Origin of the sequence: Spirabiliibacterium falconis, from assembly GCF_014885015.1 — a bacterium.
GTDB classification, from domain to species: Bacteria; Pseudomonadota; Gammaproteobacteria; order Enterobacterales; family Pasteurellaceae; genus Spirabiliibacterium; species Spirabiliibacterium falconis.
The window spans coordinates 253,205-267,223 of the sequence record NZ_JABMIJ010000006.1; the positions used below are offsets into that span (position 1 = coordinate 253,205).

Annotated in this window: 14 protein-coding genes and 1 tRNA gene; 2 read left to right on the forward strand and 13 right to left on the reverse strand. The window is 40.5% G+C overall.

What is annotated here, in order from left to right:
• The first annotated feature begins 141 nt into the window (after window positions 1–141).
• Window positions 142–218, forward strand: a tRNA-Val gene (locus tag HPC40_RS03840).
• Window positions 219–348: 130 nt separating this feature from the next.
• On the opposite strand, the gene HPC40_RS03845 is transcribed toward HPC40_RS03840, so the two are convergent.
• The gene (locus HPC40_RS03845) at window positions 349–576 is read right to left on the reverse strand and encodes a YgjV family protein (protein WP_208118161.1); all 228 of its coding nucleotides are present in this window, start codon (window positions 574–576) and stop codon (window positions 349–351) included.
• A 152-nt stretch (window positions 577–728) separates the two neighbouring features.
• Between HPC40_RS03845 and HPC40_RS03850 the strand changes: the two genes are divergently transcribed.
• Window positions 729–1,073, forward strand: a complete 345-nt coding sequence (locus tag HPC40_RS03850) for a SirB2 family protein (RefSeq protein WP_208118162.1) — start codon at window positions 729–731, stop codon at window positions 1,071–1,073.
• Between the two features lie 36 nt (window positions 1,074–1,109).
• On the opposite strand, the gene yciH is transcribed toward HPC40_RS03850, so the two are convergent.
• From yciH to ftsH, 12 genes are all read right to left on the reverse strand, one after another.
• Window positions 1,110–1,424, reverse strand: a complete 315-nt coding sequence (gene yciH / locus HPC40_RS03855) for a stress response translation initiation inhibitor YciH (protein WP_208118163.1) — start codon at window positions 1,422–1,424, stop codon at window positions 1,110–1,112.
• Window positions 1,417–2,124: an orotidine-5'-phosphate decarboxylase gene (gene pyrF / locus HPC40_RS03860; protein WP_208118164.1), complete on the reverse strand. Its 708-nt coding sequence runs from the start codon at window positions 2,122–2,124 to the stop codon at window positions 1,417–1,419. Before pyrF ends, yciH begins: the two co-directional genes overlap by 8 nt.
• A 10-nt stretch (window positions 2,125–2,134) precedes the next feature.
• Window positions 2,135–3,331 carry a lipopolysaccharide assembly protein LapB gene (gene lapB, locus HPC40_RS03865; protein ID WP_208118165.1) on the reverse strand — a complete coding sequence of 399 codons (1,197 nt, stop codon included), beginning with the start codon at window positions 3,329–3,331 and terminating at the stop codon, window positions 2,135–2,137.
• A 4-nt stretch (window positions 3,332–3,335) separates the two neighbouring features.
• Entirely contained in the window at window positions 3,336–3,626 is a 291-nt protein-coding gene (locus HPC40_RS03870) for a LapA family protein (protein WP_208118166.1), read from the reverse strand.
• A 102-nt stretch (window positions 3,627–3,728) separates the two neighbouring features.
• Window positions 3,729–4,013, reverse strand: coding sequence for an integration host factor subunit beta (locus HPC40_RS03875; RefSeq protein ID WP_208118167.1), 285 nt, complete (start codon window positions 4,011–4,013; stop codon window positions 3,729–3,731).
• A gap of 60 nt (window positions 4,014–4,073) precedes the next feature.
• Window positions 4,074–5,741 carry a 30S ribosomal protein S1 gene (gene rpsA / locus HPC40_RS03880; RefSeq protein WP_208118168.1) on the reverse strand — a complete coding sequence of 556 codons (1,668 nt, stop codon included), beginning with the start codon at window positions 5,739–5,741 and terminating at the stop codon, window positions 4,074–4,076.
• A 98-nt stretch (window positions 5,742–5,839) separates the two neighbouring features.
• Complete coding sequence (cmk, locus tag HPC40_RS03885) at window positions 5,840–6,520, reverse strand: (d)CMP kinase (protein WP_208118169.1); 681 nt, start codon at window positions 6,518–6,520, stop codon at window positions 5,840–5,842.
• 2 nt (window positions 6,521–6,522) lie between these two features.
• Window positions 6,523–7,092 (reverse strand): RBBP9/YdeN family alpha/beta hydrolase, encoded by a 570-nt coding sequence (locus HPC40_RS03890; protein WP_208118170.1) that lies wholly within the window; start codon window positions 7,090–7,092, stop codon window positions 6,523–6,525.
• On the reverse strand, window positions 7,089–9,212 hold the full coding sequence (gene rlmKL, locus HPC40_RS03895; RefSeq protein WP_208118171.1) for a bifunctional 23S rRNA (guanine(2069)-N(7))-methyltransferase RlmK/23S rRNA (guanine(2445)-N(2))-methyltransferase RlmL: 2,124 nt from the start codon (window positions 9,210–9,212) through the stop codon (window positions 7,089–7,091). Before rlmKL ends, HPC40_RS03890 begins: the two co-directional genes overlap by 4 nt.
• A gap of 113 nt (window positions 9,213–9,325) precedes the next feature.
• Window positions 9,326–10,531, reverse strand: coding sequence for an MFS transporter (locus HPC40_RS03900; protein ID WP_208118172.1), 1,206 nt, complete (start codon window positions 10,529–10,531; stop codon window positions 9,326–9,328).
• A gap of 78 nt (window positions 10,532–10,609) precedes the next feature.
• The gene (gene serS, locus HPC40_RS03905; protein ID WP_208118173.1) at window positions 10,610–11,902 is read right to left on the reverse strand and encodes a serine--tRNA ligase; all 1,293 of its coding nucleotides are present in this window, start codon (window positions 11,900–11,902) and stop codon (window positions 10,610–10,612) included.
• Between the two features lie 161 nt (window positions 11,903–12,063).
• Complete coding sequence (ftsH, locus tag HPC40_RS03910) at window positions 12,064–13,983, reverse strand: ATP-dependent zinc metalloprotease FtsH (RefSeq protein ID WP_208118174.1); 1,920 nt, start codon at window positions 13,981–13,983, stop codon at window positions 12,064–12,066.
• Window positions 13,984–14,019 lie beyond the last annotated feature (36 nt).

Consider the following 14,019-nt stretch of genomic DNA (forward strand, 5'->3'; position numbering starts at 1 on the left):
GTGCGGTCATCCAACCGCACTTTCACCTCTCACGGCAGGTTTTCCTGCCGTTTTTCTTAAGTGATTAACAATTATACGATTTTAAAAATAAATTTCTTGTCCCAAATATTAAAAATCGTTATCATAACCGTACTTTCAAATGCGACCATAGCTCAGTTGGTTAGAGCACCACCTTGACATGGTGGGGGTCGGTGGTTCGAGTCCACTTGGTCGCACCATTATGATGTCTTATCGTTACACGATTCCATTCATTCAATAAGCTATTTTTCAATTGAATTTTTTGATGCTTACATAAAAGAACCGCACTTTAAAATAAAAAGTGCGGTTTTAAGCTCTTAAAATATTTAATTAAGCTGGTGTTTTCGCTAATTTATAAATTTGATAAAAATTCACGGCGGTAACAAAAAGATTGAGTAGCATTACTGGAACAGATCCAATGAGTGCGCCATAGATAATGTACAGCACTGCGCCAATTGAGTTGACCACTCGCAATGCCATCATTTTGCTTAATAAAAACGAACCTGCTACAAAGGCAGTAGCAATATAACCTAAAATTTCAATTAAATTAATATCCATTGTTATTATTATCCCTATAAAAATAAAGAGTTAGGTTAACAAAAACTTTTTATTGAATAAAGATAAAACTGCTTTTTTTGTCAGCAATCAGCATTTTTGAAGTAATAAAACTCGTGTATAATCTTCTACTTTAATCAGTTATTAGGATTTTTATGTCATTTAGTACATTACTTTTGGGACATATTACGTTTGCATTTTTCGCTCTTGCTTTACTGCTCATTCGAGGAATAATGCAGTTAAGAGGATTAAATTGGCGTAGTATAATCGTGCTACGCATTATGCCACATATTATTGATACACTTTTGCTCCTTTCTGGGATTATGATGATCGTTTTAGGTTATCCAATGATGCCTTGGCTATGGTGTAAAATAGCACTACTTCTTGGCTATATTATGTTTAGTATTCAAACATTTAAACGTAATATGCCTAAAAATTCTTGCTTCTTGCCCGCTTTATTCTGTTTACTTGCTGTGATGGGGATTGCCTATTTTCATTGATATAAAAAAGGAAGCATTTCGCTTCCTTTTTCTCACTTAACCACCTGCAAGTTTTACTTTATAGCCTTTTTGTTCCAATAGCTGTTTGAGTAATTCTCTGTTATCGCCTTGGATTTCAATGGTATAGTCTTTCACCGCACCACCACAACCGCACTTTTTCTTTAATTCAGTTGCTAATATACTAAGTGCTTTTTTATCTAACGCTAAACCTGTGATGATACTAACGCCCTTACCTTTTCGACCGCTGACTTGGCGTTGAATCCGAACTATGCCATCGCCTTTTGGTATACATTCTTCGACAGGTGCTTTAATTCGTCCAAGTTCAGTGGAATAAACTAATGAGTTAGCCATTGCGTACTTGATTAACCTCTGCATTAATTTGCGATAAGACCGCCACAGGATCGGATGACTGTGTAATTGGTCGCCCAACAACCAAATAATCTGAACCTTCACGGATTGCCTCTGATGGCGTCATGACACGACGCTGATCACCAAAATCTGCACCTGCGGGACGAATTCCTGGTGTCACCAATGTAAAATCCTGGCCGCAATTGGCTCGCAAAATTTCAACTTCTTGTGGCGAACAAACCACACCATCGAGCCCTGCACGCTGTGTTAGTCGAGCAAGACGAATAACTTGCTCCATTGGCGAGGCATTTAAGCCGATTTGTAATAAATCTACATCTTCCATACTTGTTAATACGGTAACTGCAATCAGCTTTGGTGCATCTTTGCCATAAGGCTCAAGAATTTTCTTTGCTGTTTCCATCATTCTTAGGCCACCACTGGCATGCAAATCCACCATCCATACCCCCAGATCAGCAGCAGAACGTACTGCTCGTGCAACAGTATTCGGAATATCATGAAATTTTAAATCTAAAAACACATCAAAACCACGCGAATGGAGCTGTTTGACAAATTGAGTTCCCAATGTGGTAAACATTTCTTTGCCAACCTTTAAACGACAAAGTTCTGGGTTGATTTGGTCAACCAATGCCAAAGCCTCTTTTTCTGTTTCATAATCAAGTGCAACAATCACTTTGCTTTCCATTCCGATCCCCTTATTGAATGTTTTTTTGATAAATTCCATCTGTTGGTTTAATACTTTCCCATTGATTACATGACGGGCAATTCCATAATAAACGATGACTATGATAGCCACAATTCGTACAGTGATATTGATAATTTTTTTCTATTTTATCACTCACAATTTGCTGCAAACGCGAAAGGCTTGATTTTGCGTTATCATTATCCATTGAATTTAAATCATATTGCAACAAACGTTGAAAAATATCCATACTTGGAATATGTGAAAGCTGTTCATAAAGATGGGTTTGTGCAATATGTTCACCGCTCTTTTTCTCAATAATGTCTGCTAATGCAAGCTCAATTTGCCCACTTTTCACGCTTTGGCGTGCTTTAATTAAAAATAATTCAAAATTATCTAATTGACTTAACTGACTATAACACCAATGTAAATGAACCAGCGCTTCACTAATAAAAACAGGATTTTGCACTAAAATTTGCTCGAAATAGCTAATTGCTTGCGTGAAATCGTGTTCCCGCATGGCGATAAAACCAAGTTCAAGACTCGCTCTCGCACAGCTTGGAGAAACAGAAAGTGCTTTTTGTAAAAGTGCGGTTTTCTCTTTATCATCTGGTTGTTGAGCGGCAATATATTCGCAATAATAATGTGCTAACTCAACATTATTCGGCTTTGGAAACGCTTTTTGACGCTTTTCTGTTACGTCAATTGCTTTTTTCCACTCTTTCATTTTTTGATAAATTTTTGCTAATTCTTTTAACGCATTTTCAGCATATTCTGGCTCATCAATTAAGCTAATATATAAATTCTCAGCACGATCAAAAAAACCAACACGAACATAATCGAAAGCAAGCTGCTGTTTTACTAATAATTTTTGCTCATCAATTAAATTGACATCATCTAATAAATTTTGATGAATACGAATAGCACGATCGACTTCACCACGCGTGCGAAATAAATTACCAAGCGTTAATGAGGCTTCAAATTGGGAGGCACTATCAATTTCATTTTCTGCTTCTTGCTTTTGTAGCATATCTAAGAAAAGCCCCACCGCTTTATCTTGCTGATTAGATAAAAGCAAGTTGACCCCCGTCACATAGTCCTGCGACAGTTTATTGCGGACATCATCTTGCCCTTTTCTTGCACTGCGATACCCCATATACCAACCATAAAGTGCGGCTATGGGTAATAATAGAAAAAGTAATTCCAGCATTTAATTACTGTAGTTTACGATTCATACTTAACTCGGTGATCTGCTGTGCTTGGCGTTTTACCTGACGATTTAAGCCCATATTTTTCATTTTTAAACGTAATACAAAATAAGCACTAATCAACCAACCTAGCAGTAATCCTAAACCAAATAAAATGGCCACAAGAGATGAGAGTTGTAGCTCTGATTTTGCCACAATATAATTAAATGTGATGATCTGATCATTATCTGCACCAATAGTTACTGCTACAATAACAATGGCTAAAATAATCACAAATCCAAGGAAAAATTTAATCATTTTACGCTCCAAACAATAAAAACACACATTCTATTATGCCAAAATTTCCGTATGCCTTGTAGCTAAAAAATAAAAAACGGTGCTTTAACACCGTTTTTTTATTTATTTTGTTGGATTTACACGCTCTCTAAGTTCTTTGCCTGCTTTAAAATGTGGTACATATTTCGCATCTAAATCCACTTTTTCTCCTGTCTTAGGGTTTCGTCCAAGGCGTGGTTGGCGATAATGCAATGAAAAGCTACCAAAGCCACGAATTTCAATGCGATTACCTTGTTCTAATGTCTGCGACATTAATTCAAGAACTGCTTTCACACCATTTTCTACACTCTTAACAGGAACGGTTTGATTTTGTTCAATCAAACATTCTATAAGTTCAGATTTTGTCATAACGATGTCCTCATTAAAAGCAGGTAAAACTTAATTTACCTGCGTGTTATACACGTTTAATTATTCGCTTTTAGCAGCTTTAAACGCTTCCGCCATTGCATTTGGAATAGCTTCTTCTTGCTTGTTCACATTTGCAATTGCTGCGCTATCTTCTGCTTCATCTTTTGCACGAACAGATAAATGAACTAAACGTGCTTTACGATCAACGCCTGTGTATTTTGCTTCAATCTCATCACCAACATTAACAATACTGGTTGCATCTTCAACGCGTTCACGAGAAAGATCTGCTACACGAACGTAGCCTTCAGCACCGCCATCTAATTCAACTTTAACACCTTTCGCATCAACTTCAACGGCTTTACCTTTTACGATAGCACCTTTCTTATTAGCTGCGATAAAATTGTTAAATGGATCATCTTCTAATTGCTTAATGCCTAAAGAAATGCGTTCTTTAACGGCATCAACTTGCAATACGACAGCTGCAACTTCATCACCTTTCTTATAATTACGAACAGCTTCTTCGCCTGGTACATTCCAAGAAATATCAGATAGATGAACAAGACCATCAATGCCGCCTTCCAATCCAATGAAAATACCAAAATCAGTAATCGATTTAATTTTACCTTCAACACGATCACCTTTTTTGTGCGTTTCATCAAATTGTTGCCATGGATTTGGTTTACATTGTTTTAAACCTAAAGAAATACGACGACGTTCTTCATCGATTTCTAATACCATAACTTCAACTTCATCACCGACATTAACAACTTTAGATGGGTGGATATTTTTATTAGTCCAATCCATTTCAGATACGTGAACTAGACCTTCAACACCATCTAAGATCTCAACGAAACAGCCGTAATCTGTTAAGTTAGTAACTTTACCTGTTAATTTGCTATTAACTGGATGATTTTCAGCAATCGCAACCCAAGGATCTTGACCTAATTGTTTTAAACCTAATGACACGCGAGTACGATCACGATCAAATTTTAATACTTTAACGGTGATTTCATCACCTACATTAACAATTTCACTTGGATGTTTAACACGTTTCCACGCCATATCAGTGATGTGTAATAAACCATCAACACCGCCAAGATCAACGAATGCACCATAGTCAGTTAAATTTTTAACCACACCTGTAACGGTTGCATCTTCAGCGAGGTTTTCAAGTAATTGTTCACGTTCTTGGCTATTTTCTGTTTCAATCACAGCACGACGTGAAACAACAACGTTGTTACGTTTTTGATCAAGTTTAATTACTTTAAACTCTAATTCTTTGCCTTCTAAATGTAAGGTATCGCGAACTGGGCGAGTATCTACTAAAGAACCCGGTAAGAACGCACGAACGCCATTTAGCTCAACAGTGAAGCCACCTTTAACTTTACCATTGATGATACCAGTTACAGTCGCCTGTTCTTCATAGGCTTTTTCTAATTCAATCCAAGACTCGTGGCGAACAGCTTTCTCACGCGACAGTTTAGTTTCACCGAAGCCATCTTCAACCGCATCAAGGGCAACTTTCACTTCATCGCCCACTTGGACTGCAAGTTCGCCTTGTGCATTTAAAAATTCTTCTACTGGAATAGCGGATTCAGATTTTAAACCTGCGTCAACCAATACAAATCCTTTTTGGATTGCAACAACAGTACCGTTAACGATAGAACCTTGACGAGTTTCAAGTTCTTTTAGGGATTCTTCAAATAATTGAGCAAAAGATTCAGTCATATTTAATCTTCAAAATAAATTAATAACGTCCACTTGAAATCCTTTCAAATGGGGCTGTAAATATCGGTTCAATCATCCATGATTAAACCCTAGTCACATCACACCTTCAAATTTAGGTTATGATCAATATATTGTAACGCTTTTTCAAGTACTTGACCAACACTTAATTCACTTGTATCTAAAAAATAGGCATCTTGTGCTGGTTTTAATGGTGCAACAGCACGATTTCTATCACGATCATCACGCGCCTTAATATCCGCTAAAATCGCGTCAAAATCTGCCATCACCCCCTTTCCCAGCAGCTGATTATAACGCCGCTGAGCACGAACCTCACTACTCGCATCTAAGAAAATTTTAATCTGCGCCGTTGGGAAAACCACCGTCCCCATGTCACGCCCATCGGCGATCAACCCGCGTGGCGTGCTAAAATCACGTTGGCGTTGCAACAATGCAGACCGCACTTTAGGCAACGCTGCTACTTTTGACGCATTAATGCCTGCCTGTTCAGTACGAATTGCTACACTCACATCTTCACCATCGAGCAAAACCTGAACCGCACTTTCATGCGGAATAAACTGTAAATTAAGTGTCGAACCAAGCGCACTTAACGCATTCTCATCCTCAAGTGCAATTCTCTTTTTCACAGCTGCTACGCCTAATACACGATAAATTGCGCCAGAATCCAGCAAATCAAAATCAAAATGCTGCGCCAAACGCTGGCACAACGTCCCCTTGCCCACTCCACTTGGACCGTCAATCGCAATGACTATATTTTCCATTTTTATTCCTTTTCTAATATCGCACGTTGAATTTTTAAAACCAGTTCGAATGCCACGGGCAAATGTGTAAAACCCTCTCGATCAAGGAAATGACCGCCTGAATTGAAGAGATAAAAATCTGCGCCCAATTTTTCAGCTAAATGTTCACTATACTGCCATGGAACAATAGTGTCATCACGGGCAGACACGACTGCTTTATACAAAATTTGCTGTTTTAAAAAATCAAAATTAAGGGCTTTAACACAAAATTCATCTAATTCACTTAACCCTGTCACAGATTGGCAAAAGCCAGAGACAAAAACAACGCCTACAACTGACGTGACATTTTTATTGGCTTGTAAATACTGCAAAAGAGAAATACATCCCAAACTGTGCCCCACTAAAATTGTGTCATGATCAAGTATGATTTCCTGCTCAAGCGTACGTAGCCACTGCTCAAAGTGCGGTGCGTGGCTATTAGGCATCTCCAATGAATACGCTCTAATATTATGTTTTTCACACTGTGACACCAGCCATGGAAACCAATGTGCGTTTTTATTAGCCGTATAGCCATGAACAATATAGAGCTTCACACTTTCCCCCGCACAACCCAACAATTATGAATCTGTTTATTGCGTTCAAAATCCAGTGGTAGGGTTTTGGCGGTGATGTCAACCGCACTTAGTCCCAACTGTGCTAAACCATCATGATCCATTTTAAAGCCACGCTTGTTGTTGGAAAAAATAATCGTACCGCCCTCTTCGAGGCAATTTTTTAACATTGTGAATAAGTGAATATGATCCCGCTGCACATCCCAGCTGTCTTGCATGCGCTTGGAGTTTGAAAAGGTCGGCGGGTCAACAAAAATCAAGTCATACCGCACTTTGCATTGTGCCAGCCACTGCAGGCAGTCAGCTTGGATGATTTGGTGGCAACGGCTTTCTTCAAAACCGTTTAAGTTCAAGTTCTGCTCTGCCCAATTAAGATAAGTGTTCGACATATCCACCGTGGTAGTACTTTTTGCGCCGCCAAGTGCAGCGTGAACTGTCGCCGATCCTGTATAGGCAAACAAATTCAAAAACGATTTTCCTTTTGCCATCTCGCCGACCATTTTACGCGTCTGTCGGTGATCTAAGAACAAGCCTGTATCCAAATAATCGGTGAGATTAACCCACAATTTTGCGCCATACTCATGCACATAAAAATATTCACCTTTTTCCGCCATTTTTTCGTATTGATTTTTGCCCTTTTGCTTTTGGCGGACTTTAAGCACCAATTTATTCGTGTCAACACCCGTGACATTCAGTGTGGCGGTGACTGCATCTAGCAAACGTTGGCGTGCTTTGGCTGGGTCAATATTTTTCGGTGCGGCGTATTCTTGCACCACGATATGATCGCCATAGCGATCCACCGCGAGGTTATATTCAGGCAAATCCGCATCATATAAGCGATAGGCATCAAGCCCTTGCTGCGTCGCCCATTTTTCCACTTTTTTACAATTTTTCTGCAAGCGATTGGCAAAATCTGGTGCAACATTAACCGCACTTTGTGTTTTTTCATCGGCTAGTGTTATGCCTGATTTTTCAGCAATGCGATAATTTTTTTGCACACAATCCAACGGACCATTTTTTGCCTTAAATTGGCGATAGGCACGCATGCGTACGCAGTCCAATAATTGCGCCTCACCGCTAAAAAGTGATACATTCCAACCTGCGAATTCAGCTTTCAACCGTTGCCCTAATACGGAATACAGTGCAATAAGGGCGGGGGTTGCCCCCAATCGCTCTCCATAAGGTGGGTTACACACCACCGTACCGCACTTTTGTGGGCTTGGATTGTGCAATGCTGCCACGTCACCAAATTGAAAATGAATTAAATTGCCTACACCTGCCGCAATGGCGTTATTCTGTGCTTTGTTTAATACGCGGCGATCAATGTCAACGCCGTAAAAGTGCGGTTCAATATCATGCTTAACCGCACTTTGCAGTTGTTCTCGCACAGTTTGGAATAGGGTAGGATTATGCCCTTTCCAATGGTCAAATCCCCAATGCAAACGGCTGAGATTAGGTGCAATGTTTGCTTCCATCATCGCTGCTTCAATTAATAATGTGCCCGAACCACACATAGGATCGACTAAAGGCGTGCCGCTCACCCACCCCGAACGTATGATAATTGCAGCGGCAAGCGTTTCCCGTAACGGGGCTTTACCGCTTTCTTGCCGATAGCCTCGCAAATGTAGGGCTTCTCCGCTGAGATCCAGTGAGATAATCACCTTATCACGATTAAGGTAGGCATGTAAGCGAATGTCAGGGTAATCTTTATCAACATTCGGACGTGCCTGCCCTTGACGCTCAAAATAATCAACAATCCCATCTTTCACACGCATCGCACCAAATTGACTATGGCGAATCGCATGATTTGTGCCGTTGAAGTCAACTAAAAAAGTACAACGACTATCAAATTGGCTTGCCCAATCAAACTGGCTCACTAACGCATATAAATCCAAATCACTATATACATTACCTGAAATGAGAGGTAATAAAATACGCGAACTTAGGCGTGAACCAAGCAAAGTGCGGTACAATGTGCTCTCATCAGCGGTAAATTGCACGCCACCTTGCACAATACGCAATGCTGTGGCGCCAAGCTCTGTGAGTTCAACTTTTAACAATTCTTCAAAACCACGAGCGGTGGTGGCAAATAGTGTATTCATAACAGCCTTTAAGGTAATACTAGTCTGCTAATTATATCAGATCAGTGTATGAAAAAGCATATCTAAATAAAAAAGCGCAGCAAAGGCTACGCTTAATCATCAAAGTGCGGTTGTTAATTCAAGGCTTTGCCTTTTAGCTCAGGAATTAAGAATACGGTTGCAAGCAAATCAATAAGATAAATAGCCGCCAGCAGGGCGATGGCCACTTGGAATGAATACGCTGATACAATTGCACCTACGACGATAGGTCCAAATCCACCGACAGCTCGCCCTAGGTTGAACAAGACATTTTGTGCTGTCGCCCGTGCTGATGTTGGGTAGGCTTCTGACATGAGCGCGCCGTAACCTCCCAGCATACCATTAACAAAAATCCCCATAATCACACCCGCAATTAGCATTGATTCAGGGGTGGTTAATTGAGAATAAACGATTACGGCGATGGCCGCACCGATTTGAAATAAAATGAAACTTGGCTTGCGCCCAATGCGATCTGCAAGTTGCCCGAATACCCAGATGCCTAACATCATTCCCAGCACACTCATTGCAGTCCATACGCCTGATTTTGCCAATGTGAAGCCCAGTTGTTTAGATAAGAAACTTGGCATCCAAATCATAATGCCATAATAACCAAAATTTTGCACCGAACATAAAATCCAAATGCCGATACTCACTTTGGTGGTTTCACGGTCTTTCACTAATAGGCGGAAAGATTCCCATTTTGATTGACGAGGCTGTTTTTGGTTTTCTTTAAATACCTCAGGCTCATGCAATTTCGCTCGTAAATACCACGCCACAAACGCAGGAATAATGCCAACTAAAAACATTCCTCGCCAGCCAATGATAGGTAATAATAATGGTGTGAGTAATGCCGCACCCAATACACCAAGTTGCCACCCTAGGGCAACATAACTTGATGCCCTTGCACGGTGACGAGCAGGCCATGCTTCTGCCGCTAAAGCCATACCAATGCCGAATTCACCACCAAGACCAATTCCTGCGATAGTTCGGTAGATCAGTAAATCCCAGTAACCTTGTGCAAACGCACACAATCCAGTAAAGACAGCAAATAAAATGATCGTCCACGTTAAAACCCTCACTCGTCCAAACCGATCACTTAATGCACCAAAAATAATGCCGCCCGCGACCGCACCGACTAATGTCCACGTTACAAGTGAACCCAGTTGTGCTTTTGTTAAAGCTAAGTCAGCACCAATAGCTGAGAGCATAAAGCCTAAAATTAATAAATCAAAGCCGTCCATTGCATAGCCTACGGCAGATCCCACGACCGCTTTGATACCATAACGATCTATTTTTTGCATTTGCTGTTTTCTCCTGTTGTATTTCACTTTCTCTCAATCAAAAAAAATCCCTTTTAAAAATAAAAGGGATTTAAAAAATTAATGACCACCAATAACATCAATGCCATTCATATAAGGTCGTAACACCTTTGGAATAACAATAGAACCATCAGCTTGCTGATAATTCTCTATGACTGCAACTAATGTGCGTCCAACCGCTAATCCTGAGCCATTTAACGTATGCACTAGCCGTGGTTTCTTCTCACCCTTAGCACGGCAACGTGCTTGCATACGACGAGCTTGAAAATCCCACATATTAGAACAAGATGAGATTTCACGATAAGTATTTTGTGCTGGTAACCAAACCTCTAGATCATAGGTTTTGCATGATCCAAAGCCCATATCGCCTGTGCAAAGTAATACCTTACGGTATGGCAATTCTAATAGTTGTAAGATTTTTTCTGCATGCCCTGTCAATTCTTCCAACGCTTGCATTGATTGCTCTGGTGCTACAATTTGTACCATTTCCACTTTATCAAATTGGTGCATACGAATAAGTCCACGCGTATCTCTACCATAAGAACCTGCTTCAGAGCGGAAACACGGCGTATGCGCTGTCATTTTAATAGGCAAATTTTCTTCTTCTAAAATAGTTCCGCGCACAATATTGGTTACGGGCACCTCTGCGGTAGGAATCAAAGCATAAGGTTGCTCACCTTCTAACGGTTTGGTATGAAAGAGATCTTCACCAAATTTTGGCAACTGTCCCGTACCATAAAGGGTTTCATGATTGACCAAATAAGGCACATACGTTTCTTGATAGCCGTGCTGTTCTGTATGCAAATCCAGCATAAACTGTGTTAATGCTCGATGAAGTCTCGCAATGTGTCCTTGCATCACCACAAAACGGGCACCTGCTAATTTCGCGCCTGTTGCAAAATCTAATCCTTGTGCCATTTCGCCCAATGTAACGTGATCACGTACTTCAAAATCAAATTGTTTTGGCTCGCCCCAGCGTAACACTTCTTTATTATCATTTTCGTCTGCACCAAGCGGCACATCATCATCTGGAATATTCGGGATACTTAAGGCAATATCTTGTAGCTCGGTTTGAACATGTTCAAGTGCTTGCTTAGCCTCATTGAGTTCACTACCCATTTTATCCACCTCAGCCAGAAGTGGTGCAATGTCCTCACCGCGCGCCTTCGCAGCCCCGATAGATTTTGATCGCGCATTGCGCTCTGCCTGTAACGTTTCTGTTTTAACTTGTAATGCTTTGCGTTGTTCTTCAAGTTGAGCGAAATGATTTACGTCTAAATTATAGTTACGACGAATTTTTAGTTTTTCAGCAATCTCTGCTAAATTGCTTCTCAGTAAATTTGGATCGATCATAAACTAGCCTTTTATGAAAGTGTTTTAATGTGTTTTACACAAAATTGGCGTATTTTAACGCGATTTTTGTGATCACGCTAGCAAAAAAACCGCACTTTATCCTTTTTATTTTCACGTATAAAAAAAGCACCTTAACGGTGCTTTTATCAAAGTGCGGTCAACTATGCTTTTGGCTGATCATCATCAGCTTTTTGTCGCTCTTCTTCCTTCACTTCGTCAAACGATTTCGGCTCGTCATCCGATGGTTCAGGCGCATTGCCTTTTACCTCTTCCCACCCTATTGGCGGGCTGACCTCTTCTCGTGCCATTAACTGTTTGATTTGCTCAAGCTCAATAGTCTCATATTTGATCAACGCATCTTTCATTGCATGTAATATATCCATATTATCTTGCAACAATTGACGAGAACGCTGGTAGTTTCGACTCACAATCGCACGCACTTCTTCATCAATAAGGTGTGCGGTTTCATCAGACATATGTTTCGCTTTTGCCATTGAACGACCAAGGAATACCTCACCTTCGTCCTCAGCATAAAGCACAGGACCGAGTTTGTCAGAAAAGCCCCACTCTGTCACCATTTTGCGTGCAATATTAGTCGCAACTTGAATGTCATTTGAAGCCCCTGTTGAGATATTTTCTTCACCATAAATCAGTTCTTCAGCAATACGTCCAGCATAAAGCGTAGAAAGTTTACTCTCTAATTGTTTCTGACTAATGCTGATTTGATCGCCTTCTGGTAAGAAGAACGTTACCCCCAGTGCTCGCCCGCGTGGAATAATAGTCACTTTATGTACGGGATCGTGCTCAGGCACAAGGTAACCTACAATTGCATGTCCTGCTTCATGATACGCTGTCGATTCTTTTTGCTTATCGGTCATCATCATGGTGCGACGCTCAGGTCCCATATTAATTTTATCTTTCGCCTTTTCAAACTCTAACATCGTCACGATGCGTTTGTTTGTACGAGCAGCAAAAAGCGCAGCTTCATTCACTAAATTTGCCAAGTCCGCCCCTGAATAGCCCGGTGTACCACGAGCAATCACCATTGGATTGACATCCTCTGCAACAGGCACTTTACGCATATGCACTTTTAAAATTTGCTCACGTCCACGCACATCAGGCAATCCAACAGTTACTTGGCGATCGAAACGCCCTGGTCGAGTCAGTGCAGGATCGAGCACATCTGGGCGGTTAGTCGCTGCAATCACAATCACGCCTGAATTGCCTTCGAAACCATCCATTTCAACTAGCATTTGATTTAGCGTTTGTTCACGTTCATCGTGTCCGCCCCCTAATCCTGCACCACGTTGACGGCCCACTGCATCAATTTCGTCAATAAAAATCAAACACGGTGCATTTTTCTTTGCTTGTTCAAACATGTCACGCACACGTGATGCTCCAACCCCCACAAACATTTCGACAAAGTCAGAACCCGAAATAGTGAAAAATGGTACTTTTGCTTCACCTGCAATGGCTTTTGCTAATAATGTTTTACCCGTTCCTGGTGGTCCAACCATTAAAATGCCTTTAGGAATTTTACCGCCAAGTTTTTGAAACTTACTTGGATCACGCAAGAAATCAACAACTTCAGCCACTTCTTCTTTGGCTTCTTCACAGCCTGCCACATCGGTAAACCGCACTTTGTTTTGATCTTCACTCATCATCTTGGCACGGCTTTTTCCAAAGCTCATCGCTTTACCGCCACCGCCTTGCATCTGACGCATAAAGAAGACCCATACTCCAATAAGAAGTAACATTGGGAACCATGAAATCAAAATTTGGGATAATAGTCCTCGTTTTTCAGGCGGTGTGCCAAGCACTTTGATGTCTTTTTTGATCAAATCATCAAGCAATTTATCATCATATAACGGCATAACGGTTTGATATTTATCACCATTGGTTTTGGTTACCGTAATTTCGTTTTGATCAAAGCGTGTCTCACGCACTTGATTTTTACCCACATCAGAAATAAAAGTCGTATAATCTACACCACTTTTTGCGTCTGAATCGGAATTAAAACTTTGAAAAACAGACATCAAAATAACACCGATAACTGTCCACAAAATTAAATTTTTTATCATATCGTTCTTCAAATTACGACCTCTTCTGATTTCCCA